The organism is Paenibacillus sp. J22P165 (assembly GCF_059692015.1).
The window spans coordinates 39,620-65,187 of the sequence record NZ_JCAUAP010000005.1 but is presented as its reverse complement, the minus strand read 5'-3'; the positions used below and the strand labels follow the sequence as shown (position 1 = coordinate 65,187).

Below are 25,568 nucleotides of genomic sequence, written 5' to 3'. Positions count from 1 at the left end.
TAAGGGTGGTTTCTTATTTTGTTACTTTAGATGAAGCAAGTTGAATATAGCTTGTGCACTTTCGGCACGATTTAAGATGGCCGCAGGCGCAAATACGTTCTCTTCACGTCCCGTAACCAAACCTAGCCCAGCAGCTTGATTGACGAATGGTTTAGCCCATTCCTGTACGTCCGCGTAATCCGCGAAGGTGGCCGTGCCAGTTGGTACGTTCTCAGTTGGGTGCTGAAGGAGATAAGCTCTCACCAGCATCGTCGCCATCTGCTCACGACTTACGGTACCATTGGGATTAAACGTCGTATCGGTCATTCCTGTCACGATCCCTGATTGATGAGCGATCGCAACTTCACTCGCAAACCAATCGGCTGCTTGCACATCTTGAAAAGGAGTGGTTGAGGCTTCTTTTAAGCCTAGTGCTCTTACTAAGAGGGCAGCGAATTCAGCACGCGTGACACTGCGTTCTGGACCGAAGGAATGATCGTCCACCCCTTTTACAATGAGCTTGCGGCTCAAGTCATCCACAGCTTTGTATGCCCAATGCGTATTGGCAATATCCTCATACGATTTGTTAAATTCGAAAACGCCATACGTACTAAAGTGGGAAATATCTGCTGTTAGCTTGCTATTGTCGCTCGACAAGCGGCTATCTACATAGGTCAGTTCGCCATCGTCAGCTATATAGTAGACCTGTGCTTTGGCAGCATCGATTCCCTCTGGAATCGTAAAGGTGAAGCTCATTGGCTTGGCAAATTGTTTAATTTCCGTACGTGTGCCATCTGCACTTTGAACCGTTAATGTTAAGCGATAAACAGCTGCTGCTTTTAAATTCGCGCCGTAAGCATCTAAGCTCGTCCCCTCTAGGGCGGTCAATTGCTCTCCTGTAACAGGGACTACGGAGAAGATCAGTTTAGCCTTGCTGTCATTGCTCGGAATGACTCCCTCAGCCGCTGCTAGAACGGAGTTAGGAATGAGAACGGATAAGTCATTCAATTGCAAAACGAGATCTTTACTGTTGCCGAGTAGACTAGCTGTATGAGCTGGTAACTGAATGGTCTCCACATTCGGTTTAACGGTTACAGTTACCTGTGTTTCGCTCGTGCTTTGCAAATCAGACAATTGAATGTCTTGGACATTCCCCGGAACTGTACCTGTGCCTGGACCTGCTCCTGGACTCGGACTTGGTTGTTGATCTGCTTCCGGCTGAACATACGTAATTGTCTTGCTTGGACTAGCTGGACTTTCATTATGAAGTCGATCCACGGCCGTTACGATATACGTGTACGTCTTGGAAGCTATTGCTGTTGTATCGACGAATGACTGAGCATCGCCGGACTGCTTTCTAACTTGCTTAAAGATGTAAGCAGGATCATTCATATCTGGCGCATTTTCGCCTTCTGCTCGATAGATGACATAATATGCGGTGTCGGTTTGCGCATCGTTCCAGCTTATTTGTACGCCATTGCTTACCGATTGCGTGGCAAACGTCTGCAGCGCATTAGGAGCAACCGAATCTAGCCAGCTCATTTGCGGCAATAAGGCAGGATATTGGAATAGTGTGTTTTGCAACGTATCTTTCACGCCAAGTGGATTGCTGAGCAAGCCGCTTGCGCCAAAGAGCATCGTACCTTTTACATCAGCATAATTACGATTGTACTTGAGCTGATTAGGAATCTGATCAGGATCTAGCCAATTCGAATCGGCATCTACGCCGACTTTATAAATGCCATTCCCTGTGTACAGGTTAACATGTCTACCTTTTACTTGTTCTTGCCACCATTCGACCAACTTATCGTAGGCAGCACTGTTGCCAATACTCCAGTATAATTGCGGGGTAATATAGTCAATCCAGCCTTGCTGAACCCATTTAAGCGTATCCGCGTAAATGGCGTTGTAGCTTTCGGTTCCAGATGTGTCCGAGCCATTTGCTACAGAAGATTTATTCCTCCAGATACCGAATGGACTGATACCAAATTGAACATAGGGTTTCTCTTGCTTAATTTTCTGTGACATTTCTTGAATGAGAGAATCCACATTTTGTCTACGCCAGTTATCCAAGGACAGGCCAGCTCCGTATTGTGCAAAGGTTGCACTATCTGGATAATCTTTGCCTGTTACGGGATACGGATAGAAATAATCGTCGAAATGAACACCATCGATATCATACTTTTTAACAACTTCCATCACACTGTCGATGACATATTGCTTTACAGCTGGAATGCCGGGGTTGTAACCCATCTTGCCATCATAGTGAATGACCCAATCTGGATGCAGTTTCGCAGGAGAGTTGGTTGCTAATTTGTCCTTGTTTTCATCATTACTGATTCGATACGGATTGAACCAAGCATGGAATTCCATATTGCGCTTGCGAGCTTCTTCAATCATGAAAGCAAGTGGATCATAGCCAGGATCTTGTCCTTGTGTGCCTGTTAACCATTCCGACCATGGATTAATCGTAGACGGGTATAACGCATCTGAAGTCGGTCTTACTTGAGTAATAATGGCATTGATGCCAGTCGCAGCTAAACGATCTAATAGGTCTTTGAAGTCTTGTTTCTGCTGCTCCACATTAACGAAACCTTTCTTCGGCCAGTCAATATTCTCAACGGCTGCAACCCATGCTGCTCTCATCTCTCTTTTTGGAGCGGTTTGAGCCTGATTGACGACCAGCGAATAGGTCGCTGATTTATTTCCTAGTGTGGCTGTGATCTGCGTTACCCCAACATTAACAGCTGTTATGACACCAGATGCATCGATCGTTGCAACAGTATCTTTACTGGTTGTATAGGTAATTCCCTGTGAAACCGAGACAGGTGTTTGCGGTTGATCCAGTAAGTTATAGGTGGCATTTACGTTAGCTGTCAGCGTAGAGCCAATTGTCAGTGAATGCATATTCACTAATTGAATTTTATAGAGCACAGGTACGGGTTCAACGACGGTTACTAAGTAGGAGGTGGTTCGCCCCCCGAACGTAGCTGTAATCGTAGATGTACCTAAGCTAAGTGCTCTTAATTTACCATTTGCCACACTAGCCACATTTGTATTAGAGCTTGTAATCGTTGCAGCGCTATCCGTTGTAACGTTCGGTTTATCCGTTTGACCCGCATAGGTGGCTCTCAGTAGCAGGGAATCCGTTCTACCAGCCTCGATCGTTGGTACGCCGAACAATTCAATCGTATTCACGACAGGTGTCTCGTCGCTGACTGTAAGTTCATATACAGCTGGCTGTGCATCGGCATAAAGAGCAATGATCGACGTTTTGCCTGATTTCAGCGCCGTTACTTGACCATTGCCATCGACAGTAGCGATATCTGGACGGCTGCTCAAATAGGTGACTCCGCTAGTCGTTAACTCAGGAGCTGTACTATCTTTTTTGGTGATAAAAGCTTGTACGGTTCTTGCTTGTCCTACTTGCATGGGGGTGAGTCCCTGGATGTCTAGGCCAAATGTTGTGGTGTTCGTATAGAAAACACTTAGTTGGTCGTAATAGATGGCACTAGTATTCTTTTTCGTATTATTCGTTTCCACGACATAAAGATCCATAAAATTATAATTGCTCGGGATATCGACAGTGAGATAACGCCAACCCTTCCAGTCAATCCCTGTTGCTGTTGGTACAAGATCAATGGAGGAGACAGTGCTCGGAGTATCTACGCTTCTTAATCTTGCGCGAAGCCAATGATTCGATTCGTCTCCGTAAACCCAGACACCTACCTTCTTCGGGGTTCCTGGAATCGGGCGATCCAGACTTCCAGTTGTTAAATTACGTAAGCTCACATAGACGCCGAAATTTCCAGGAGGACTTAATCTCATGTCATAGGAAAGCTTCGCAGAACTATTGCCGTAAAGGACGGGTGCTAACGGTCTGTTCGCTATGCTAACAACTGAGGCAGATGGTGGAGCTGCTGGAGCAGTCGAAGTTGTTCTATCTGCGCTAATAGCCGTTACACCATTCTTCGTCAAATTCTCGAAATCCTCAAAAACTGTTGCAACTTTATTTCCGACAAGTACAAAATTATCGGTGGTAAGTCCGTTGTAGGTTGCATGCACATAACCGTGAACGAATCCGCTCGTTACCGCTGCTGCTGTTAATACCCCAGTGGAAGAAATAGTTCCGATGCTGCTATCCGCCTGCCAAGTTGCTTGACTAGCTGGAATGGGATTGGAATTACCGTTTGCATCGTAGCCAGTTAGCGTAAAAGCCTGCGTAGAACCTGGCTCAACCATCAGCGATGGAGATGTTAGCTCAACCTTCGTCGTTACAACCGGGGGTGCCGTAGATGGACTCACGGTCACCTCAGAGACGGCAGGATCCGAATCTGACTTAAACGCTACGATGGATGTTTTCCCTGGATTGAGACCTGTTACTTTACCTGTGCTATCTACCATAGCAATATCAGGTTGGCTGCTCAAATAGGTGATTCCGCTAGTCATTTTTTCAGGAGCTGTGCTGCCATTTTTTATTCCGTACACAGATGCTGTTACGGACTGGCCAACTTCGATTGGTGCTAGACCTTGAATGTCTAGGTCGAATGTAGCTGTGTTTGTATAGAACACACTAAGTTGGTCGAAGTAAACAACTCCAGCGTTCTTTCTGGTGTCACTTGTTTCAACCAAGTATAAGTCCAAAAATTTTAAGGGAGTTTGTTGAGCTGATGGAATATCTACTGTAACATATTTCCAACCACTCCAGTTAAAACCTGTTCCAGTTGTAAAATCTAGTGTAAATGAACTTGGAGTAGGAGTAGCGCTATTTTTTAATCTGGTACGCAGCCAATGATTGCTTTGATCTCCGTAGACCCAAACGCCAATTTTCTTTGGCGTCCCTTCTATTGGACGTTCAGTTGTGCCTAAGGAATTAAGCAAATTCACGAAAACGCCGTAAGTTCCTGAAGGAGTCCCTAAGAGGTTATAGGTAAGTTTGGCAGAACCGTTTCCATAACGTACCGGACTGTTTACGATATCAACTGCACTGGTATAGGCATATGTGGCATCGGTGACTGTTCTACCCGCACTTAGAACATTGTTGCCATTTTTAACTAAACTCTCAAAATCCTCAAAAACAGTCGCTACCGGATTCCCCACAATCACCAGTGTCGATGTCGTAAGCCCCTCATAACTCGCATGCACATACCCTTGCACATACCCGCTAGCCACCGTTGGCGCAGTTAACACCCCGCTTGTCGAAATGGTACCGATGCTGCTGTCCGCCGTCCAAGTAACTTGATCCGCTGGTATCTGAGTCGATGCACCTCCCGAATCGTACGCAGTCAGCGTATAAGTTTGCGTGGTGCTGGGTGCAATCTTTAGCGAAGCTGCAGCAAGTTCGATTTTGCTGTACGAAGAGCTCATCACACTTGCTGATTGTGCAGAAATGGAAGGTTGCCCCATAAATTGGGAAGCGTTTACATGCGTCCCTGAAAAAGCGCTCAATAATACAGCAAGGGACATCACGCTAGAAACTTGCCTTCTAAATTTTGTTAATTTGAACATGAATTCGCCTCCTTTAAATATGATTATTTCGTAAACTTGTTATCATGATAATCAAAACCATTTAAAATTGCAATAAAATTTTAAATATTAAAATTATTATGAAATTTTATTTCAAAAATATTTAACACCGTGTTAAGTTCTTGTTAACATGCAAAAAAGCCCGCATAATCGCAGGCTTTTGCATTATTTATTTACTTATGGAGCCAAATTAGTCCAGCCGAATTATCCTTCGCTTCACCGACAACTCGGAATTTCAGCCCATACTTCGGTACAAGTCGCCCAGCGTCTGGGATTAGCGTATTCATATAGCTCTTGGCATCGGAGAATTCCTCAACGCCCTGCAAGGATTTATACGTGTACTCACCACGCGTTGGATTATTGATGTACCATGCCGGCGTTTTATCCAAAGAGAAGGCAGCATCCGCTACTTGATAGCGAGTCGTCTGCGAGACAGAATCTAGTCCGTCTTTTTTGAAGACCATAGCTTCAGCATGGGAATCCACGACACCAAGGAAGCCTTCTCCAGGGTGAATGCCAGTCCAGTTGTCTAGATAACTATCATCGGCATACCAGACGACAAGTCCTGTATTGTATTTTACGCCACGGCTAAAAGCCAAAGCTTTATCGGCCCCTGCATAGTTTCTCCATTCCAAATAGTAATAGTGCTTCTTAAATTCAGTCCCATTCGAGATAACAAAGCCGTCAAGGTTAAGTTTAGAAGCGCCTTCGGCATCGTCGGAGAATGCAGTTTGACCATTTACGGTTAATTTCGCATTATCCATGGAAAAACCGTTCAATGCAAGCCCGCCATCTGTGACATAGTCAAAGTGGAGGGTTACCTTTTTACCAGCAAATGCGCTCAAATCATAGGACTTATCGACCCAAGCCCCGTTGGATGTTTCGGCACGCGCGTCACCGTTCGTGTCATTATCACCAATGATATCGAGGACAACTTGTTCGTTGTAGGTTGAAGCTGTAACCGTTAAGTAATCATATTCAAACTCGACCTCATACAAAGTTTTAAAATCAAATGAAGCCGTACGAGCTTGGGTTAAATCAAATTCAGGCGTGGAGAGCGTGGTATGCAGGTTATCTCCCTTGGTGCTGTAATAATACTTAGTCCCAAACGCTGGTTGAATGCCTGTCACAGCTTTATCCGGCAAAGTTACTTTGACGATACCTGGATTTTTGGACTTGGTTACACTCTGGTCAATGATAGCAGCCTTACCTAGCTTCGTAATATCGGAGGCATCAATTTCAGTTACATTGGCCCAATTGCCGCCCATGGTTTTCTGGAAGAACTCTTTATTTTGAGGTGAAAAAGAGCTAGGCGTTGTGCCCGCAATGTTGCCGTTCCAGCTGCCGCCACTCATGATGGACCAAGAGGCAATAGGCTCACCTTGCCCGGAATACTGGGTATCATATTCATCCGGTAAACCTAAGTCATGACCGTACTCATGTGCGAATACCCCGACAGCGCCATCTTCAGGTTGAATCGTATAATCATAAGCAGCCATTTGGCCACCCCAATAGTTAACTGCCGCCGTCGTACCAGGAATCGCATACACACTACTAAGCGTCCACCGATGAGACCAAATGGCATTATCGCCTAATTGTCCACCGCCAGCCTCTTGGCCCGTGCCCGCATGAATAATCATCAAGTGGTCAACAAGACCATCGGGTTCGTTTTGATTGCCGTCTCCATCCAAATCATATAAGTCAAACTTATCATAATCAGCTAAATTGAGGCCGGTTGCAACCGCAGCGTTCAAGGCATCTTTCACTAGATCTCGAGGACCTTTGGGGTTTAAGTTATCATGACCTCCCGCAGGGCTGTCATCACCGTATTCGACGGCTTTACCTGGAACAGTTAACCAATTGGAGACATAACCATCCACCGTATAACTGCCACCGGATTGTTCTTCGTAGTATTGTTTAAAGGTTTTGATCTTAGAACCGTCAAATAAAGTGAAATCTTTATTCCCAAACATCAGCTTCTGATAATGATCACGATTAAAATCTTTGGCGTACATGAAACCAGGTTCTTGTTTGACATTGTTATGTTTGAAATCGGAGAATTCGGTCAAAAGAACGAGAACTTTATCCTCGCGCACGGGACCGTTGTAGTCATCTTCTTTGGCTGTTGGAATGGGGATGCCATTGGGGAGACCATTCTTCAAATCTAGATGGCCTTTGTTCAGCTGTGTCGTCAGCTTGTTCTTTTGCTTAGTAATGAACTCCTTCGATCTGCGGTCGATCTCATTATTGTGCCTATCTGCCTTGGATTGAACGGGTTTATTGTTCTTTGTTGTAACATAGGATTTGACTGCTTTGGCGATCTGTTCTGGCGTAGCGCTTTTACTTAATAGACCTCGATCCATTAAGCCCTTTGCCAATCGGTCATCATCAACGATATTGAAATCGACTGGCGGTGCTTCAAGTGCCTCTGTGTTGTCAGATCCTGCTGCAAAGGCAGATGTTGTGAAAGTTGCTGTTGAAAATAGTCCTGCGGTTAAACTCGTTGCTAGTAAAACTCTAGTCATCTTCGAGGTGTAATTTTTCAATAGGAAACCTCCTGCAAAATAGAGTATGAAACCAACCTATGTATTTAACCAATGGTTATTTTAATTAAATACTAGATTCAGCAACTCTAGTAAGTGCTTATGGTCCTGCTTAAATATACCCATATATTTCCTTGTTCGACATGGGGTATCTTATTTTGTCGTTTAATAGCGTCGTTGATGATAAAAAAGGAAACGCGAGCTTCCTCTCGAAATTGTATGGCTATGGGCAAGAAGAGGGACGGGGCCGGGGCGCAGCGAGGAAAGGGCACTTTAACGCCCTTTTTGGGCGTTAAAGCTAGTGCTCCTGCGACCGCTCTTTCCTCAAACCGGATGCATTCGCTTTTCATTTTCCACTTTTCCATACTAGGAGGGGTTCCAATGTTCACATGTAGATCAGCAACTATCGCGGATTTCGAGACAATTATCACCTTTCCGCGCAATGCGGAAGAGCTGTATTTCATGTCACCGTTATTTCAATTCCCTCTCACGTCTGAGCAACTCATAGCGTCTACCAAAAATCGGCTGAAACAAACGGTCGTGGTAGATGAGCATGGACAGGTGCTCGGATATGCCAATATTTATGGTTATGAAGAGGGAAATCGCTGCTGGCTCGGCAATGTGATTGTATCTCCAGAGGCCAGAGGTAAGGGAGCGGCGGAATCGTTGATTCGAACGATGATGGCTCAAGCGAAAGAGGAGCTCCAAGTGAAAGAGCTGCATCTTGTTTGTCACAATGTGAACACAAGAGGATTGATTTTTTATACCAAATTAGGATTTAAGCCCTATCAGATTGAGAAGAAAAAGAATCATTTAGATCAAACCATAGCAGGCATTATGATGAAAATAGTATTTTCAGAGGGATAAGGGTGTGATTGTGTGACGATTTCTTTTATCGTGGCCATGGACAAGAATCGCGTGATTGGAAAAAATAATGATTTACCGTGGAGACTGCCCAAAGAGTGGCAGTACGTGAAGAAAACGACGATGGGGCATGCTATTATTTTGGGGAGAAAGAATTTCGAATCTATCGGCAAGGCTCTTCCTGGTAGAAGAAATATTATCTTAACTCGAGATACAAGTTTTTCAGCGCAGGGGTGTGAGGTCGCTCATTCCGTTGCAGAGGTATTAGCGATGTGCCAAGGTGAAGAGGAGATCTTCATTTTTGGAGGCGAAGAGATTTATCGTTTATTTTTACCCTATGCAGACAAGCTTTACATGACCAAAATCGATCATGAATTTGAAGGGGATACCTACTTTCCAGAGGTTGACTATGGGGAGTGGGAGGAGGTTTCGGTGGAGCAAGGAATCACAGATGAAGCTAATCCTTATACGTATTATTTCTATGTGTATGCAAGGAAATAGAGTGTCTTGTGAATGATAAGTAAGCCGTCCAGCAGGTCTTATGACGTTGCCGAGACGGCTTTTTATTTTGATAAACGAAGAAGTGTTGGGCGCTCTTTTTAACGAGCTAACACCTTGATGCCCATCACAATATTCCAAACAAAGACGACCAAATAGGCAATCCCGGTTAAGATCAACGGAATAATGAACTGTGACATGTGACCGCCATTAACGATACTGTTTAAACCCAATAGCCAGGTAAGAATGAAGCCTGCAATGGGTAAGCAATGGGAGAGGAACGCCCATTTTGCATGATGTTTAACCTCACGATCCGTAACAACGAAATAAATAACAATAGGCAAAAGAAATGGAGCAAAAAATACGCTGAAATAGCTTAAAGCGGATAATATTTGCCGGTTATCCATAAAAGCCTCCCATTTTCTGATTTGTTAGATATGAAGTAATACGCCTCTTTTTGGTTATTTATTACAAGACTTCTACTGGGAAATAACACCTATTCTATCATAAAAAGCCGTTCCTATGGTCTTTTGACCTTAGGAACGGCATCTTTTGGGCTCTGTGGACAACCTTGTCAAGCCGTGATTCTCTAAGTATTATCGTGCAGGAGAGAAGTCCGCTACTTTCTTCAAAATAGTCTCAATCTGCTCCAATGCCTCTGCTCCGAGCGTAACGTCCACAGCCTTCACGTTTTCCTCAATCTGCTCCGGCTTGGTCGCGCCAATCAGCGCGGTGCTTACGCCGGGTTGACGAAGTACCCATGCGATCGCGAGCTGAGCGATAGAGATATCCAATCCTTGGGCAACTTGCTCAAGTTCATGAACGGTCTGCAGTACACGGTCATTGAGATAGCTGTTGATGATCCAATTCACGGAATCGTTCGCAGCACGACTATCGGTGGGAAGTGGCTGTCCCAGCTTATATTTGCCAGTCAGAATGCCCTGCGCAAGCGGCGAAAAGACGACCTGACCGAGCCCCTTAAGCTCGGATACGGGAAGTACCTCGCGCTCGATATAGCGCTCGAACATATTATAGATCGGCTGATTCGAAATCAGCGGACGTAGACGGAGACGCTCAGCGATGCCGGCAGCTTCGGTAATTTGAGCGCCGTTCCACTCGCTGACAGCGGGGTAAATGATTTTGCCCTGCGTGACCAAATCGTCTAGCGCGCGAAGCGTTTCCTCCAGCGGCGTGTTAACGTCATACCGATGGCAGAAATAGATGTCGATGTAGTCGACACCAAGTCTTTTCAAGCTGGCATCGCATTGCTCGAAGATGTGCTTGCGGGATAAACCGCGATCATTCGGGCCATCGCCCATCGGGAAATAGACCTTCGTCGAGAGCACATAGCTCGAGCGATCGTACCCTTTCAGCGCGGCTCCCATCGCTTTTTCGCCTTCGCCACGATTATAAGCATTCGCGGTATCGAAGAAATTAATGCCGCTTTCAAAAGCTTTCGCGATGCAAGCATCCGCGGCTTTTTGCTCGGCGGCTGTTCCATATGTAAGCCAGCTTCCTAAGGCGATTTCACTTACTTGTAACCCGCTGCGTCCCATATTTCTATACTTCATCTGCTAGAATCATCCTCTCATCAACCCTTGTTGCTGTAAGTATAAGGGAGGCAGGGTTGGCCGACAAGAAGGCACTATTAGTTCACTTAGTTACGTGGAGTTAAGTAGTGGGGATGGCCCTCTTGCTCAAATAGTAGCTAGCTGCCTGCTGAGTACGGCTTCGAGTGCCAATCTGAGTAACGCTCTTCAATAACTCCACCATCAAGCCACCGTTCAGCCCTCAAGTGCCGCTCCAGAGTAACTCCCACCATCAATCCAGCTTCCAGCACCCCCAGCAATAAATAACTGGAAAACCTACAGCTAATTTCGCCGTTCCCCCGCCATTTTACCAATTAAATGTAAAACATGTAGTTAATTCGGCTGAATTTGCTCGATACGGCACGAATGGCCGAATTTAGATGTACTTTATCCAGTTAATCCTGATTACCCGGCGAAATGAGCAAAATTAGATGGAGAAAATCCAGTTAATGGGCGGTAGAAGGTAGAACGTTGATGTGCGGCATTTTGGGAGGAGAGGGAAGGTAGCGCGGTATCAGAGCAGTGGAAAAGGATCGGCAGAGGAAGTTGCAAGCTAGCAGCAAGTGGGCTTTAAAGTTTCCACAAATATTAAAAAAAGATAAGTGTCATTAATTCACGGTATCCCTCTTTCGACTCGCCTACGGTACACTTCATACATAACAACGATGATAGGGTGATGGAGAATATGAGCTATTCAGAGGTCAAGCGGACGATGAGCAAGCCTCAAGGGCAAATGGCGAGAAAACCAGGATTTCTGACGTATTACAATCGCTACAAGGTGCTGTACCTGCTGTCGATTCCGGGCATTGTTTACTTTTTAATCTTCAAATATATCCCGCTGACGGGGTCTGTTATGGCCTTTCAGGATTACAGTATTTTCACGGGGATATGGAAAAGTGATTGGGTAGGCTTGGCCAATTTCCGGCGCATGTTGGAGTACGCGGATTTCTGGCGCATTTTAAAAAACACGATGGCTATCGGCTTCTACACCTTGTTCTTCGCCTTCCCGATCCCGATCCTATTGGCGCTTATGATGAACGAACTGCGCAACCAGATTTTCAAACGTTTCGTCCAGACGGCTGTCTACTTACCGCACTTTCTGTCATGGGTGGTGGTTGGAGGCATTGTGATCGAAATCTTAAATCCGACAAGCGGGGTTATTAACTATATCGTGTCGCTGTTCGGACATGAACCCATTTATTTCATGGGTGAGGATTCCTTCATCCGGACCATTATCGTCAGTTCAAGCGTTTGGCGCGATGCGGGCTGGAGTACCATTATTTATTTGGCAGCGATGAGCGGGATTAATCCAGACTTGTACGAAGCAGCGCAAATTGACGGAGCATCACGTTGGAAACAAACGTGGGCCATTACGATTCCGAGTATATTAACGACGATAACGATTCTCTTTCTTCTGCAAATTGGTAATTTTCTGGATTTAGGTTTTGAGCGCGTGTTCGTGTTCTTGAATCCTTTGAATAATTCGCAGGGGGATATTTTGGATACGTACATTTATCGGGTGGGGCTCATTCAGCGTGAATATAGCTACACGACAGCCATTGGCCTATTTAAGTCGGTAATTGGTTTCGTTCTTATCGTAACCGCCAACATGTTCAGCAAAAAAGCAACCGGCGAGGGCTTATATTAACCCTATCGAAGAAAGGAGGTACCTAAATATGTCTAGCAGTAAGTCTGCGTTAAATAAACCAAGCCCTATATCCATACTGAATCCGATCGGGCTCATTCTGATCAGCTTAATCATGGTGCTGCCGATTTTAAATATTATCGCCCAGTCCTTCAGCGGACCTGTTGCACTCAGTGCGGGGAAGGTCGTGTTATGGCCTGTTCAATTCACGCTGGATAACTACGTAACCGTTCTGAAGCAAATCGCGATATGGCGCGCATTTAGTGTAAGCGTAATTATTACTGTTTTCGGTACACTGATTAGTCTTGTCATGACGGCAAGCTTAGCGTATCCGCTATCCCGAAATGAATATCGAGAGCGCAAATACATTTTGCTGCTTGTGCTGATTACGATGATTTTTCATGCTCCGCTAATCCCGAATTACTTGCTAGTTCGTAATCTGGGGCTGCTCGATAGTTTATGGGCGCTAATGCTACCCGGGGCGATCAGTGCGTTTAACTTGTTCGTGATGCGCTCCTTCTTCCTCTCCATCCCAGGTGAGCTAATTGAGTCCGCACGGATTGACGGCGCTGGGGAGATTCGCACGATTTGGAGCATTATTTTGCCGCTTTCGAAGCCAGCGATGGCAACGATGAGTATCATTTATTCGGTGGCGTTGTGGAACAACTATTCGAACGCGCTCTATTTTATCAATAATCGTGCGCTGTTCCCGCTTCAAGTGAAATTACGTGAATTTGTCGTGACAGATTCCTCCGATTTAGCCAATACAGCAGGGGATATTGCCAATTTATCGCCGGAAGGACTGAAGATGGCCGTTATCGTCATTGCGACGATTCCGATCATGCTTGTGTACCCTTTCCTGCAAAAGCATTTCATCAAAGGAATGTTAATCGGTTCGATAAAATCGTAAAAACTGTATAATAAAGATCAACTGAGCTTAAAAAACACAATGTTCCAAGTTTTTCTTTCACGATAAGATGATCACGAATCAACAACATATCGATTAGGGGGATATACAATGAAAGCTTGGTTGAAAACGGGTCTCGTCTCAACGCTCATGGTGGCGGTTATCGCGGGTTGCTCCAATTCTTCAACGAGTACGACTGGAACTAGTGCAAGCTCAGCAAGCCCTGCAAGTTCCGCGAAAGCGCAAGCATCGGTGAAAATCTCGATTTCCTTAAGCGACTCCTTAAATAAATACGCACTCAGCAGCACAGACATCAACAATGATAAATGGGTGAAAAAGCTTGGTGAATTAACGAATACGCAGCTTGATCTTCGCCTTGTACCGCATGCGGAATTTAAACCAAAGACAGCGTTGATGTTTGCCAGCACAGATCTTCCGGATGTTATGAACACGATTCAAGGGATGTTCCCACAGGGGCCCGATATGAGCGGAGCGATCAAGGGCGGATTGTTCATGCCGCTTGATGATCTACTCAAAGAATATGGCAAAGATTTATTGAAAGCGATTCCCGAGCAAGCGTGGAACGAAGTGAAGTACAACGGCAAAATTTATGCCATTCCTGAATATTTGTCCAATGCAAGCCGTCGCTCTACCTTTATCCGGAAAGATTTGCTGGATCAAACGGGGCTGCCAGTTCCTAAGACGGTAGACGATTTCCTCAACGTCCTACGGGCCATGAAGAAGAATGGAGTTGCTGAACCGTATGCATTCCGGAAAGATTTCGTCTATTCCGATGTGATTTTCGGAGCGTATGACGTTATGCCGTACAGCACGATGTTCGAGAAGATTGGCGATCAGGTTGTTCCGAAGTTTTTCAAAGTGGAAGCGATGCAGAAAGCACTGACTGTCTACAAAACGATGTACGATGAAGGCTTAATGGCAAAGGATTTCGCAAGTCTTGACGGCAACAAATGGACGAACAACATCAATGCGGGTAAATCCGGTGTATGGAATCACAACGCAAACTTGTTGATGAACTGGATTAGTACAACGAAACCTGCCAATGCCAAATCGGAAGTAATCATTATTCCGTCCCCAGTCGGTGATGATGGCAAGGGCGGGATGATGAAATACAGCTACACAGGCGGATTGTCCTACATCAATAGTAAGGTTAGCAAGGAGAAAGCCATCGCGATTGTAAAAATGATGAACTACATGGTGACTGAATCAGGCGACCGATTCTTTAACTTCGGTATTGAAGGCGACACGTACACGATGCAAGATAATAAAGTCGTTTACAAACAACCGACGACACCAGAAGGCTCGCTTGAAGAACAGTTCCGTTCCGTTATGCTGAGACTTGTAGAAGACACAGCGCTGAACAGAACACTTTTGAACACAACAGAAGATGGTAAAAAGCTAATTACTCAATTTGACACCATCGTTACAAAAGAAGGAAGAAACGGAATCTCCTTCGCACCGGAGCTTTCAACGACAGCGAAGTTCACGGATGCGGGTCTGAAGTTCTCCGATATGCCACCGGTGATTCTAGATCATATGCTGAAAATGGTGTACGGCAAGGAGCCGATCTCCGATTGGCCGAAAGCGCTGGAAGATTGGAAAGCCAAAGGCGGGAATGAAATCATTAAAGAAGCAACGGAGCGTTATAACAAAAAAGACGGCATCGTGATGGGTGACTAAAAAATAGCTTGTGGATTGGGTGGAAAGCATTTATTCTCGGGTTGAGGATAAATGTTTTTTGCCATAGGGGAGGGCGGCTGGATGAAGCAAATTCTGATTGTAGACGACGAACCGCTTATTCTAAAAGGTATGGTTATCATGCTGAAGCAGCATGCGCATAAATTTGATTCAATACGCACGGCTAGTAACGGTGTGAAGGCGCTGCAAATGATCGAGGAATCGATGCCGCAGCTGCTTTTTACAGATATTCGGATGCCGAAGATGGATGGGCTGGAACTGTGTAAGCAGGTACATGAGAAATATCCGTTGATCCAGAAGGTCATTATTTCGGGTTATGGCGATTTCCAATATGCCCAGGCGGGTATGTCTTATGGGGTCAAAGAATATTTATTGAAACCGTTTACGCCGGTCAAAATCCACGATCTGCTGAACAAACTGATTTCACAGAGCGGTCATGCGATGTTATCCATTTCCAAGTATGAGGATTGGATTGAGAAGATTGTAGAGGCGATCTGGACGCTGCGAATTGATGCGGTAGAGGCGCATTTGGAGGAATTGCGGTTGTATTGTATGTCGGCTTCCTCCTCGGATTCCGACTTCATACAGCTGCTGCAGGATTGCTTACCCATGCTCAAGAAGCGCTTATCCCTTCGCAGCTTTCAGCCCAAAACGGAAGAAATAACCGATACAATGGATATGATGGCCTACTTCCAGCAGCTTCAGGAGCAAATCATGAAGATCATTGATGAACTGGCACTGCAGCGAGGTGGTCAGGATCTCATGCAGAAAGCAAAGATTTACATGGATGCCAACATCACGAATAGTCTCTCCCTAGAGGACGTTGCTGAATATTTGGGTATAACGCCTCCTTATTTAAGCTTGTTGTTCAAGAAGGTGTTCAAGGAAACATTTGTGCAATACCGCATCACGAAACGAATTGAGTTGGCGAAGCGAATGCTGGAAATGCCGCACTACCGCACGAACGATATTGCTTATGAGATCGGCTATGAGAACTACCCGCATTTTTCCCGGATGTTCAAAAAAGTCACAGGTCTCTCACCGCTTGAATATCGGCATATGATGGGGATCAAATGATGAAGCCATCGTTAGCTCGCAGCATTTTCGCGTATGTGGCTGCCATTGTTCTAATTACCGTCATGTCGATCGGTTTCTCCTCCTACTATATTTCGTCGAACAAGCTGAAGGAGCAAACGGAGCAGCATTTGACGGAAATTGTATCGAATGCGGTCAACCATACAGATTTATATTTGAAAAATTATGAGCGCGCGCATCTATCGCTTTTTACCAATAGCTCGGTCAAAAAGTTCGTCGACGACCCGCCAACGGGCGATTATGAGTATTACCAGTTCACGGATAGTTTGATAGATAACGTCATCAATCCGCTTTTTATAAAGTCGCCGGAGATTATGACCGTCTATTTGGCTGATTATTTCGATCACTATGTGTACTATGAGAATCCTGCGCTGAAGCCGATTGTAGATCCGGTACCTGCTTTTACGATGGAGGAGCTGGACAAAGAAACGGATGCACAGGGCAATATGACGATTATTAGCAATAGTGTGTTCTCTGAAAGTAGTAATCAGTTCATCACGTTGGCGCGCAAAATTCATGGTGAAGTGTTCAATGAGTTCAAAGGCATCCTTGCCATCGAGATTAAAGCGGATGAGTTCGCAACCTTGTGGAAGGGAATTAATCTGGGGCCGAGCGGATTTTTTGCCATTGTCGATAATGAGGGGCGCATTGTGTATCATCCCGACAAGCAGCGAATCGGTACTACCGTGAACCAGACGCTTATGGCGAAAATAGAAGGGAATGACTTGAAATCCTTCAAGGATTCCTCGTTTGGGGAAGAACGCCTGGTCGTTAGCTCGAAGTCGGCTTATACAGGCTGGAACCTTATGGTTTCCATTCCGACGGCGGATATTAATCGCCCACTGTCGAGCATTCGCTACTCCGCCTTCTGGGTAGGGGGCATTACACTGCTGTTAGCGCTATTGCTATCCTATCGATTTGGCCGAAATATTACGAAGCCGATTCAAATTTTGAAAAATGGCATGCGCCAAACGGAGAAAGGAAACTGGGTGAAAATCCCCCAGCTGCAAACGAATAATGAGCTGGATGAATTGATTCAGCGCTATAATCTGATGGTCGTTTCCCTGTCTGAATTAATGGACACCTTGTACCGAACAGAGCTCAGCAAGAAAGACGCTGAATTGGAGCGACAGAAGGCCGAGCTGCAATCGTTGCAGCTGCAAATCAACCCGCATTTTCTATATAATACGTTGGAAAATATTATCGTCTACGCCGTCATTCAGCAATCCACTGAAATTACGGAGATTGTGGATGCCATCGCCACGATGTTCCGCTACTCAGTGCAGACACATATTGAAGAGACGGCTATCGTTAATGAGCTCAAGCATGTGCTGAACTACATGACGATCATGAAGCACAGGGTGGGGCGGGAGTTCGAACTCGACGTCAGAATTCCGCCGGAATTCTTCTTGAAGAAGACGGCCCGGTTGACGTTGCAGCCGCTCATAGAGAATATATTCCAGCACGGGTTCGCTGATGGAATTGAAGAGCATCACTATATTCGGCTGGATGCGTGGGAGCAGGACGATGATCTGATTATCGTCCTCGAGGACAACGGCGTCGGGATGACGCCGGACCATCTCGCTTCGCTGAACAAGCAGCTAAGCGCCAATCAATTGGCGGAAGCGAAGCTGCATAAGGGCGCCGGCAACAGTGGTGGCATCGGCATGATGAACGTGCACCGACGCATCCAGCTGGTGTTCGGCGAGCAGTACGGCCTGAGCATCGCGAGCGAGCTCGGCGTTGGGACGCGGATCTATATTCGGTTTCCGAATATAGGGACGTGAGGGTGCTGGGGCATTAGGCTCAGCATCCCAACACCCCAGCACCCCCAAAGCCTTGCCCCCACACAGGGGCGGGGCTTTTTGCTGCGTCCTTCCACCAACGTTCCCTCACCTGTTTAAAAAAACACAATGCTGCTTAAATTCGATCATGTGTTTCAGCGTCACACCTTACTATAATGGGTCTTAGCTCCATATAAAGGATTAGGAAAAGAAAGCTTGTGAACTGGGGATTGCTTCAGATAGCTGGGATCCAACGCTCATCACTGCGACGAATCAGCCAGTTAGAGCATTTACCGATGTGGATGCAGGTGATATACCAGTAACCGCTGGCAGCTACGTGACATTTGACGTGACGAAGTATGTCCAAACCCAAAGTGACGGCACACTTAGCTTTCGGTTAACCATGGTGTCAGATGATAATCCAGCGACGGTTTATACCAGAGAATATACGGATATGAACAAAGCACCAACTTTAATTTTTACAACCATTACCCCGTAATTAAACATAGAGAGAAAGCGTGGAGAGAAGCGATGCTGGACAATGTGGCGTTTCATAATACAGCGGAGTTGGAATCGAGTCTGTATCTACCTGGTCTTAAGCTACAACGGTTTCCCAAACATGTTCGCGAATCGCTAACCGAAAAAGGCCGAACCAAAGCTGCCGAGTCGAGCGGCTGTGAGATTCGATTTGTGACAGAGGCTACGAACATTAGAGTGACGATGGCTGCACAAGAAAAGGATGGACGTGTGCTCGTTTTCAGAGGTGACTTTTTCCATGCTGCGTATGACTTGAAGGCTGGTGTCGTCACGACTTTACAATTGGAAGCACCAGAAAGATTTGCTGAGGTACCGCCTGCGTTACTGGATAATATTGCATTCACCTCCAAAGTGTGGCGTATCTATTGCGACCGATTTACAGCGATCTTTTATGACATAGATGCTTATGGCTTTGCGATTAGGCCTCCTCTTCGTCAGGAAGTACCGCAATTGACCATGCTTGCCTATGGTTCGTCGATTACACAAGGGGCTGGCGCGTTGAGTCATTATAACGGGTATGTCCAGCAGACGGGACGCCGACTGGGTACGGATGTTTTGAACCTAGGACTCAGCGGTTCCTGCTATTGTGAGCCGGAGTTGGCGGACCATTTGGCGGAGCGGGAGGATTGGGATTTGGCCTATCTGGAACTGGGCGTCAATATGAGGGGGACTGTGAGCACCGAGGAGTTTCAGCATCGCACGGCTTATTTATTGGATGGGATTATCCGTAAGCACCCTACAAAACCAATCTTTGTGACAACGATCTATCCAAATCGGGCAACGTATTTTCACGATACGGTGCATCCGTTTAGCGTGGCTGAAAAGCAATTTAATGAGGTGTTAAAACGTTATGTTGAGAGTCGTCAGCATGCGAATGTGACCCTTTTAGATGGAGCGCAGCTCATGAGTGATTTTACTTTTTTGACAAGTGATTTGATTCATCCCTCGGATTATGGACATAGTCGGATGGCGGAGCAATTGGCTGGTTTTTTACGACCTTCTGTGGATAAGTTACGGGCTGCACAAGGTTGATCAACATATAAAAAGGTATTCAATAGGAGGCAGAAATCATATGAATGGCTTACAACTTACTGGGAAAATTGCGCTTGTTACAGGATCAAATGCGGGGATTGGACGGGCGATTGCTCAGGCGTTGGCTGCAAATGGAGCGAAGGTTGGCGTAAATTGCCTTTCTAACATAGCTCAGGGAGAAGAAACGGTAGCGGCCATTCGTGCGGCAGGCGGAGAGGCTATACTTGTGCAAGCGGATGTGACGGATCCCGAGCAAATTAATCGGCTAGTGAACGAGGTTGAGCAGGCTTTTGGCGGCTCCATTGATATTCTGGTGAATAACGCAGGTCATTTGGTACAGCGAGTGCCGAACGCAGAGATGACCGAGGACATGTATGAACGCATCATGAATGTGAATTTGAAAAGCACGGTATTTATTTGCAAAAGAGTGCTGCCCGGCATGAAAGCCAAAGGCGCCGGCCGGATTATTAATATGTCATCGGTTGCTGCCTATAATGGCGGTGGGCCAGGTTCTAGCATTTATGCGGCTAGTAAAGCTGCTGTGATGGCGTATTCGAAGGGGCTGGCGAAAGAAGTGGCGGCGAGTGGCATCACTGTAAATAACGTGTCGCCAGGGTTCATTGGTAACACGATGTTCCACGCCACGTTTACGAGTGACGCTGCGCGTCAATCGACCATCAGTGGCATTCCACTGGGCCGTGAAGGCACACCAGAGGATGTGGCTGGTGCAGTTCTGTATTTGGCATCAGAGCTTGCAAGCTATGTGACGGGGGAAACGATTGAGGTTAACGGTGGGATGATGATGCGATGAACGATGCCGTTAACGAGAAGATTGGCGCGAAGGTGCAGCGCCTAGCGTGGGCGAGTGAGGTGGCGAACTCGCTGAGGGAAGAGATCGATGGGCTGCAGGCTAGCGGCAGCCTGACCATTCCACTGGAGCCAGGCGGCTGGTGGCACCAGTATGTGTGTCCGCAGCACCATACGGAGCTGCTGTTCGATCCTTCCGTAGCCGATGCGAAGCAGTTTCATTGTCCGCACGGCTGTGTGGTGGAAGGCGCCGAGTATCGAGGCGCCTGGCTGGTGTATAAGCATCAGCTGCTAGCGCGAATCGCGCTGCAAGCAGCTGCGGTGTATGCGGCGCAGCACGATTACGCCTATGCCGAGCTGAGCAAGCGGCTGATCGTGGACTATGCAGCGCAGTTCCCGATGTATCCTGTGCATCCAGATGCACAGCCTTGGATGCTGAAGGGGCGCGCGTTTCATCAAGCGCTGACGGAATCGATCTGGTCCACGACGCTGATTCGTGCGTATGTCTTGCTGTTGGATGAAGGGGTTGTGTTCAGCGCTGCTGAGCAGCAAAAGGTAGATGTGTTCCTTCATCTAGTTGAAGAAAGCATGCGCGCGTATCGTGGGATTTTGATCCACGAGCGGAACAATGCGGAGAACAATTATACCGCTTGGTTGAACGCAGCGCTCGCTTGTGTGTATGCCGCTCGCGGGGAGGGGCATGAGCTTGAGGCGTTAGTGGAAGCCGAGGGTGGCTTCCGGCATCATCTCTCGATCGGCGTGAAACCCGATCAGCTGGAGTTCGAAGGCAGCACGTATTATCATGTATTCGTGCTGCGAGCTTATTTGATCTTCGCTGAGATGGCGAAGCGATGCGGGAGAGATCTCTACGCGTGCGAGGGCTCGCAGGGGCAATCCATGCGCGGCATGGTAGAAGCGCTAGCCGAGCTCGCCGATGACCAAGGCGTGCTGCCGGCGCTGCACGACGGGCCGATGGCTCGGCTGCCTTATGCTCGCGAAATCGCGGAGGTAGCTGAGCTGGGGCTGAGCCACTATGCGGTGGAAGGCCTCGTGCCGGTTCTGCGCGAGGCATATCGGCAGATGGGCTCGGCAGATGGCTCGCGCTGTGGGCTTGAAGCGCTGTTGTATGGCGCGACGGCATCCACAGCGATTCCCTTAGAGGCTTTTGCGAAGCCTCGTGGGTCAAAGCTTTGGCCAGCATCCGGTTTTGTTGTCGGGAGACAGGCGGATAACCCACTCTCTTTTCTAGTGGATTTCGGCGAACACGGTGGTGCTCATGGACACCTTGATAAGCTGCATATGACGTTGATGCATAAGAATCAAACACTTACCCCGGATTTTGGCGTAGTTCCGTACGGATCCACGTTGCGTCCGTGGTTCGGTGAGACCGCCAGTCATAACACGGTTTCACTAGGCGGTAAATCGCAAGCTGAGCACACGGGACGGTGTCTGCGGTTTGAACAAACGGAAGCAAGCACCTATGCGTGGCTGCAAAGTGATGCGGCCTATGCTGACTGCAAGCTGGACCGTCATCTTCTTTTAACAGGTGACTGGCTGTTGGATTGGTTTGAAGTTACGCTCTCAAGTGAAGATCCTCAGTCGATCGAGTGGTGGATGCATCCCGTAGTTGCGCTACAATCGAAGCAACTGGTAGAGCTTTCTTTTGCGGACGATGCCATCTATCCACCAATTCACATTCAACCCAACTTACCCGAGTTGCCTATAGTGGGGCGCTTCTCTCATGAGGATTTGAATGTTCGTATGGCGTGTGTGCTTAAGGAAGGTGCCCAGATTCATCAAACGGTACTGATGCTTCCAGACCAAGAGATGCTGATGGTTCGAACGTCAGGCCATTCCATTGATCCTAGCGTACCGCTGACTGCGTTGCTGCATCGCCAGATCGGTACACATGCAAGTTTTATTCATGTGTATCGTGTTGGAACGGGAGCTACGCTAGGAAGCTACCTTGCGGAGAATCGTTTAGCTATCACCGCAGAAGGTCGCACGACGACCGTTCAACTTTTACCAGAGCAAGGGCTGCTGATTGATTAGCGGCTCTTTTTTTTTGGATTTGACAGTGCTTTTGAGTAGTGAGTATGATGGGACTACAAAGGACGGTGGCACTCATGAATACGTTGCAGAAGCCTCGCACGCGAGAAGAACGGCACGTCATCAGTTTTCTTGAAATAGTGAATGTGGGCACAGGTGAGCGTCAAGTATTGGCTGAATTCGATGACTTAATTGAAGCGCCGAACTGGACGAGTGATGGCAGATGTCTCATTTATAATCGGAGAGGGTTGCTCTATGCCTATGAAATCACGACAGGTGAGAGTGTCGTAATCGATTCGGGGTATGCGAATTGGTGTAATAATGACCATGTGCTATCGCCCGATAATAAGCAGATTGCGGTTAGTCATCACACGGAGGAGGATGGACAGTCACGTATTTATGTCTTTCCGTTAGCTGGTGGACAACCTACTTTGATTACAGCGATGGCCCCAAGCTATCTGCATGGGTGGTCTCCGGATGGCCGTGAATTATCCTATTGTGCAGAAAGGAATGGCGTGTACAATATTTATACGATTCCCGTTCAGGGTGGTGTGGAGCGACAGCTGACTGATGTTCCCGGACTTGATGATGGTCCTGAGTATTCACCGGATGGCCAGCATATTTGGTTTAATTCCACACGATCCGGCTTAATGCAAGTATGGCGAATGAATGTGGATGGCAGCGAGCAGACCCAAATGACTGTGGATGAGAGTAACAATTGGTTTCCGCACGTAGCTCCGGATGGGAATACGGTTGCGTTCATTGCTTATCGCAAAGGAGATGTGGAGCCGAATGCGCATCCTCCGAATAAAGAGGTGGAAATCCGCTTAATGTCTAGCGCAGGCGGCCCCACTCGGACTTTGGTTTCGTTGTTTGGTGGGCAAGGGACGATTAACGTCAACTCCTGGTCACCGGATAGTCAACAATTAGCGTTTGTTAGCTACAAATTGAAGTAGCAGTTAGAGCTGTTAGAACCGGTAAGTCCTTCGATAGGTCGAGGGGCTTATTTTTATTTTGCTTTTAAACATGCGGCTCATGTAAAAAGCGTTCTGATACCCGCATTGCTCGGCAATATCCTCGAGTGTTAGATCGGTATCGACGAGTAGGGTGCGAACCTTTTGAAGTCGCAGTGTAGTGGCGTAGGCAATGGGAGATAGCTGATAAACTTGCTGAAATCTTCGGGTTAGTTGTGATGAGCTTAGACCAAGCTCCTTTGCAAGGTCTTGCAATTGAAAATGTGAACCGAACGCATGCTGTTCGATATAGGCGAGGGCCCGATAGGTGATGGGGTCTGTTTTGTGCTGTTGGTACGTTGGGATATGGTCTTTTTCTTTCTCTATTTGGAAAAGAAGATCGGCTATTAAATGATTTGTGTAGGCTGCGTTTTTGTCGGAAGGCTTATCAGATAGATTTCGCAAATAAGTGAAGGTAGAGGTTAAACGCTGAATATCTCGAATCATAATTTTGCCATGGGGATAGGTGCTCTCCGAGCTGAATTCTATGAAAATAAAGGAAAGAGGCGCCGTCACTTTACGCTTAAGCAGTGTACCTGGCGGGCAGATGACAAGCTCCCCAACAGATACATTTTGAAAGTCTTCATCCAGATCTGAGCTTAATTTGTAACGAAACTGACCAGATTGCGGTGCTAAAATCACCCAGTCCTTATAAATATCTTCTTCCATCATGAAGCTTTCCCGGATTCCGCTGCAATAGTAACGCACCATTTGGATAGGAGGCATTGGGCATCACCTTTCCTTGTGGATTATAACTGCAAAAAAGTATATGAATTATCATAAACCAATGCATGTGCAAAGTAAATAACTTGGCGTACTATTAGGTCATGGAAGCTAATAAGAGCAACAAACAAAGGAGATTACAATGATGGAGAAAATTAATATTCTTACCACAGAACAGATCCAAAGCTATAACGAAAAAGGATATCTAGTTCTTCGAAATGTGTTCAGTGAGCAAGAAGCTACTGTCCTTCAAGCGGAGTGTGACAAGTTACTTACGTTAGATCAATACACAGCACCGAATAATGTTCGAGCTGGCCATAAGGGGTATGCGAACGGCGAAGTGAAGATCGAGCGTTTGGATCCAGTACATGATATCTCGGCGATATTTGCTGATCTGGTCAAAGATGAGCGTATCTTGACACCACTCCGGGATATTTATTTGGATGAGCCGCAGCTATTCAAAGATAAATTGATCTTTAAACTGCCTGGCGCAAATGGCTACAGCATGCATCAGGATGCTGCGTGGTGGCAGGGCTTCCCGATCGAGGGTCTTATCAGCGTGATGGTTGCGATTGATGGAGCTACCGTCGTGAATGGTGGATTGGAGCTATTCCCAGGCTATCACGAGCGACTTCGTTCAACGCGAGGCGAGCTTCGGAACATGAATGCAGAGGAAATCGCAGAAATTGATCCACGCAGCGGTGAAATCGTTGAGACGAAACCAGGCGATGTTATCATTTTCCACTCGTTTACACCGCACCAAAGTGGAGCGAATACATCAGACAGAAGCCGCAAACAGCTGTTCCTGACATACACGCCAGCTAAGAATGGCGACTTGTATAAGGCGCATTACCAGCACTACAAGCGCTATGCGTTGAAGGGGAAGGATTTGAGTCAGTATTATTTCTTGTAGTCCTTGAACAATTCACCGGGGATACACGCACGCACATACAAGTGTGCGATCCAAACGTACGCGCCCCACACGTACACCATCTATAGGTATGCCGGTATACGTACGACCCCCTACGAGCAATAGATGGAAAAAGTACAGTTAATTATCGAGAAAATCGAATTTATATCCATTTAAATGGAAAATATACAGTTAATTCTCTTGTTTGCGTGCGATATTCGAGTTTCTGTCGATTTTACATGTAGGTTTTCCAGTTATTTCAATAAAACGAGAGAATGGTGCTGAATTAGCTACAGGAAATCCAGTTATTTCAAAATTTGTAGCGGCGACCACTAACTACAATTGCGC

At 46.7% G+C, this 25,568-nt stretch carries 18 protein-coding genes; 13 read left to right on the top strand and 5 right to left on the bottom strand.

Features of this window, described 5'->3' with window-relative positions; genetic code table 11:
• Positions 1-21: 21 nt before the first annotated feature.
• Both AC58QM_RS13045 and AC58QM_RS13040 read right to left on the bottom strand, forming a co-directional pair.
• Positions 22-5,487: a family 10 glycosylhydrolase gene (locus AC58QM_RS13045; RefSeq protein ID WP_497284563.1), complete on the bottom strand. Its 5,466-nt coding sequence runs from the start codon at positions 5,485-5,487 to the stop codon at positions 22-24.
• 191 nt (positions 5,488-5,678) lie between these two features.
• Positions 5,679-8,030, bottom strand: coding sequence for an immune inhibitor A domain-containing protein (locus AC58QM_RS13040; RefSeq protein ID WP_497285289.1), 2,352 nt, complete (start codon positions 8,028-8,030; stop codon positions 5,679-5,681).
• A 399-nt stretch (positions 8,031-8,429) separates the two neighbouring features.
• On the opposite strand from AC58QM_RS13040, the gene AC58QM_RS13035 reads away from it, so the two are divergent.
• Both AC58QM_RS13035 and AC58QM_RS13030 read left to right on the top strand, forming a co-directional pair.
• Positions 8,430-8,915, top strand: coding sequence for a GNAT family N-acetyltransferase (locus AC58QM_RS13035; protein WP_497284561.1), 486 nt, complete (start codon positions 8,430-8,432; stop codon positions 8,913-8,915).
• A 12-nt stretch (positions 8,916-8,927) separates the two neighbouring features.
• Positions 8,928-9,413, top strand: coding sequence for a dihydrofolate reductase (locus AC58QM_RS13030; RefSeq protein WP_497284559.1), 486 nt, complete (start codon positions 8,928-8,930; stop codon positions 9,411-9,413).
• Positions 9,414-9,511: 98 nt separating this feature from the next.
• Here the strand turns inward: AC58QM_RS13030 and AC58QM_RS13025 are convergent, their stop codons facing one another.
• Complete coding sequence (locus AC58QM_RS13025; RefSeq protein ID WP_497284557.1) at positions 9,512-9,817, bottom strand: magnetosome magnetite crystal formation protein family; 306 nt, start codon at positions 9,815-9,817, stop codon at positions 9,512-9,514.
• A gap of 189 nt (positions 9,818-10,006) precedes the next feature.
• Positions 10,007-10,981 carry an aldo/keto reductase family protein gene (locus AC58QM_RS13020; protein ID WP_497284555.1) on the bottom strand — a complete coding sequence of 325 codons (975 nt, stop codon included), beginning with the start codon at positions 10,979-10,981 and terminating at the stop codon, positions 10,007-10,009.
• Positions 10,982-11,684: 703 nt separating this feature from the next.
• Between AC58QM_RS13020 and AC58QM_RS13015 the strand changes: the two genes are divergently transcribed.
• From AC58QM_RS13015 to AC58QM_RS12970, 10 genes are all read left to right on the top strand, one after another.
• A complete protein-coding gene (locus AC58QM_RS13015; RefSeq protein ID WP_497284553.1) occupies positions 11,685-12,647 on the top strand; it encodes an ABC transporter permease in 963 nt (320 codons plus the stop codon).
• A 28-nt stretch (positions 12,648-12,675) separates the two neighbouring features.
• Positions 12,676-13,554: a carbohydrate ABC transporter permease gene (locus AC58QM_RS13010; protein WP_497284551.1), complete on the top strand. Its 879-nt coding sequence runs from the start codon at positions 12,676-12,678 to the stop codon at positions 13,552-13,554.
• A 108-nt stretch (positions 13,555-13,662) separates the two neighbouring features.
• Positions 13,663-15,252, top strand: coding sequence for an extracellular solute-binding protein (locus tag AC58QM_RS13005; protein WP_497284550.1), 1,590 nt, complete (start codon positions 13,663-13,665; stop codon positions 15,250-15,252).
• A gap of 81 nt (positions 15,253-15,333) precedes the next feature.
• On the top strand, positions 15,334-16,347 hold the full coding sequence (locus AC58QM_RS13000; protein ID WP_497284548.1) for a response regulator transcription factor: 1,014 nt from the start codon (positions 15,334-15,336) through the stop codon (positions 16,345-16,347).
• Complete coding sequence (locus AC58QM_RS12995; protein ID WP_497284547.1) at positions 16,344-18,152, top strand: sensor histidine kinase; 1,809 nt, start codon at positions 16,344-16,346, stop codon at positions 18,150-18,152. Before AC58QM_RS13000 ends, AC58QM_RS12995 begins: the two co-directional genes overlap by 4 nt.
• A 220-nt stretch (positions 18,153-18,372) precedes the next feature.
• The gene (locus AC58QM_RS12990; protein WP_497285288.1) at positions 18,373-18,648 is read left to right on the top strand and encodes a DNRLRE domain-containing protein; all 276 of its coding nucleotides are present in this window, start codon (positions 18,373-18,375) and stop codon (positions 18,646-18,648) included.
• Between the two features lie 32 nt (positions 18,649-18,680).
• Positions 18,681-19,718: an SGNH/GDSL hydrolase family protein gene (locus AC58QM_RS12985; protein ID WP_497284545.1), complete on the top strand. Its 1,038-nt coding sequence runs from the start codon at positions 18,681-18,683 to the stop codon at positions 19,716-19,718.
• Between the two features lie 40 nt (positions 19,719-19,758).
• On the top strand, positions 19,759-20,529 hold the full coding sequence (locus AC58QM_RS12980) for an SDR family NAD(P)-dependent oxidoreductase (RefSeq protein ID WP_497284543.1): 771 nt from the start codon (positions 19,759-19,761) through the stop codon (positions 20,527-20,529).
• Positions 20,526-22,577, top strand: a complete 2,052-nt coding sequence (locus AC58QM_RS12975) for a heparinase II/III domain-containing protein (protein ID WP_497284542.1) — start codon at positions 20,526-20,528, stop codon at positions 22,575-22,577. The genes AC58QM_RS12980 and AC58QM_RS12975 overlap by 4 nt, the downstream gene beginning before the upstream one ends.
• A gap of 74 nt (positions 22,578-22,651) precedes the next feature.
• A complete protein-coding gene (locus tag AC58QM_RS12970) occupies positions 22,652-23,530 on the top strand; it encodes a TolB family protein (protein WP_497284540.1) in 879 nt (292 codons plus the stop codon).
• A gap of 12 nt (positions 23,531-23,542) precedes the next feature.
• Here the strand turns inward: AC58QM_RS12970 and AC58QM_RS12965 are convergent, their stop codons facing one another.
• Positions 23,543-24,313, bottom strand: a complete 771-nt coding sequence (locus tag AC58QM_RS12965; RefSeq protein WP_497284538.1) for a helix-turn-helix domain-containing protein — start codon at positions 24,311-24,313, stop codon at positions 23,543-23,545.
• A 139-nt stretch (positions 24,314-24,452) separates the two neighbouring features.
• Between AC58QM_RS12965 and AC58QM_RS12960 the strand changes: the two genes are divergently transcribed.
• A complete protein-coding gene (locus AC58QM_RS12960; RefSeq protein ID WP_497284536.1) occupies positions 24,453-25,223 on the top strand; it encodes a phytanoyl-CoA dioxygenase family protein in 771 nt (256 codons plus the stop codon).
• Positions 25,224-25,568: the final 345 nt, after the last annotated feature.

Bases quoted from the DNA above. Each gene is read 5' to 3' on its own strand.
- AC58QM_RS12995 (WP_497284547.1), top strand. From the start codon at position 16,344: ATGATGAAGCCATCGTTAGCTCGCAGCATTTTCGCGTATGTGGCTGCC.
- AC58QM_RS13045 (WP_497284563.1), bottom strand. From the start codon at position 5,487: ATGTTCAAATTAACAAAATTTAGAAGGCAAGTTTCTAGCGTGATGTCC.
- AC58QM_RS12975 (WP_497284542.1), top strand. From the start codon at position 20,526: ATGAACGATGCCGTTAACGAGAAGATTGGCGCGAAGGTGCAGCGCCTA.
- AC58QM_RS13010 (WP_497284551.1), top strand. From the start codon at position 12,676: ATGTCTAGCAGTAAGTCTGCGTTAAATAAACCAAGCCCTATATCCATA.
- AC58QM_RS13020 (WP_497284555.1), bottom strand. From the start codon at position 10,981: ATGAAGTATAGAAATATGGGACGCAGCGGGTTACAAGTAAGTGAAATC.
- AC58QM_RS13025 (WP_497284557.1), bottom strand. From the start codon at position 9,817: ATGGATAACCGGCAAATATTATCCGCTTTAAGCTATTTCAGCGTATTT.
- AC58QM_RS12980 (WP_497284543.1), top strand. From the start codon at position 19,759: ATGAATGGCTTACAACTTACTGGGAAAATTGCGCTTGTTACAGGATCA.
- AC58QM_RS12985 (WP_497284545.1), top strand. From the start codon at position 18,681: ATGCTGGACAATGTGGCGTTTCATAATACAGCGGAGTTGGAATCGAGT.
- AC58QM_RS13040 (WP_497285289.1), bottom strand. From the start codon at position 8,030: ATGACTAGAGTTTTACTAGCAACGAGTTTAACCGCAGGACTATTTTCA.
- AC58QM_RS12965 (WP_497284538.1), bottom strand. From the start codon at position 24,313: ATGCCTCCTATCCAAATGGTGCGTTACTATTGCAGCGGAATCCGGGAA.
- AC58QM_RS13035 (WP_497284561.1), top strand. From the start codon at position 8,430: ATGTTCACATGTAGATCAGCAACTATCGCGGATTTCGAGACAATTATC.
- AC58QM_RS13000 (WP_497284548.1), top strand. From the start codon at position 15,334: ATGAAGCAAATTCTGATTGTAGACGACGAACCGCTTATTCTAAAAGGT.
- AC58QM_RS13015 (WP_497284553.1), top strand. From the start codon at position 11,685: ATGAGCTATTCAGAGGTCAAGCGGACGATGAGCAAGCCTCAAGGGCAA.
- AC58QM_RS12960 (WP_497284536.1), top strand. From the start codon at position 24,453: ATGATGGAGAAAATTAATATTCTTACCACAGAACAGATCCAAAGCTAT.
- AC58QM_RS13005 (WP_497284550.1), top strand. From the start codon at position 13,663: ATGAAAGCTTGGTTGAAAACGGGTCTCGTCTCAACGCTCATGGTGGCG.
- AC58QM_RS12970 (WP_497284540.1), top strand. From the start codon at position 22,652: ATGAATACGTTGCAGAAGCCTCGCACGCGAGAAGAACGGCACGTCATC.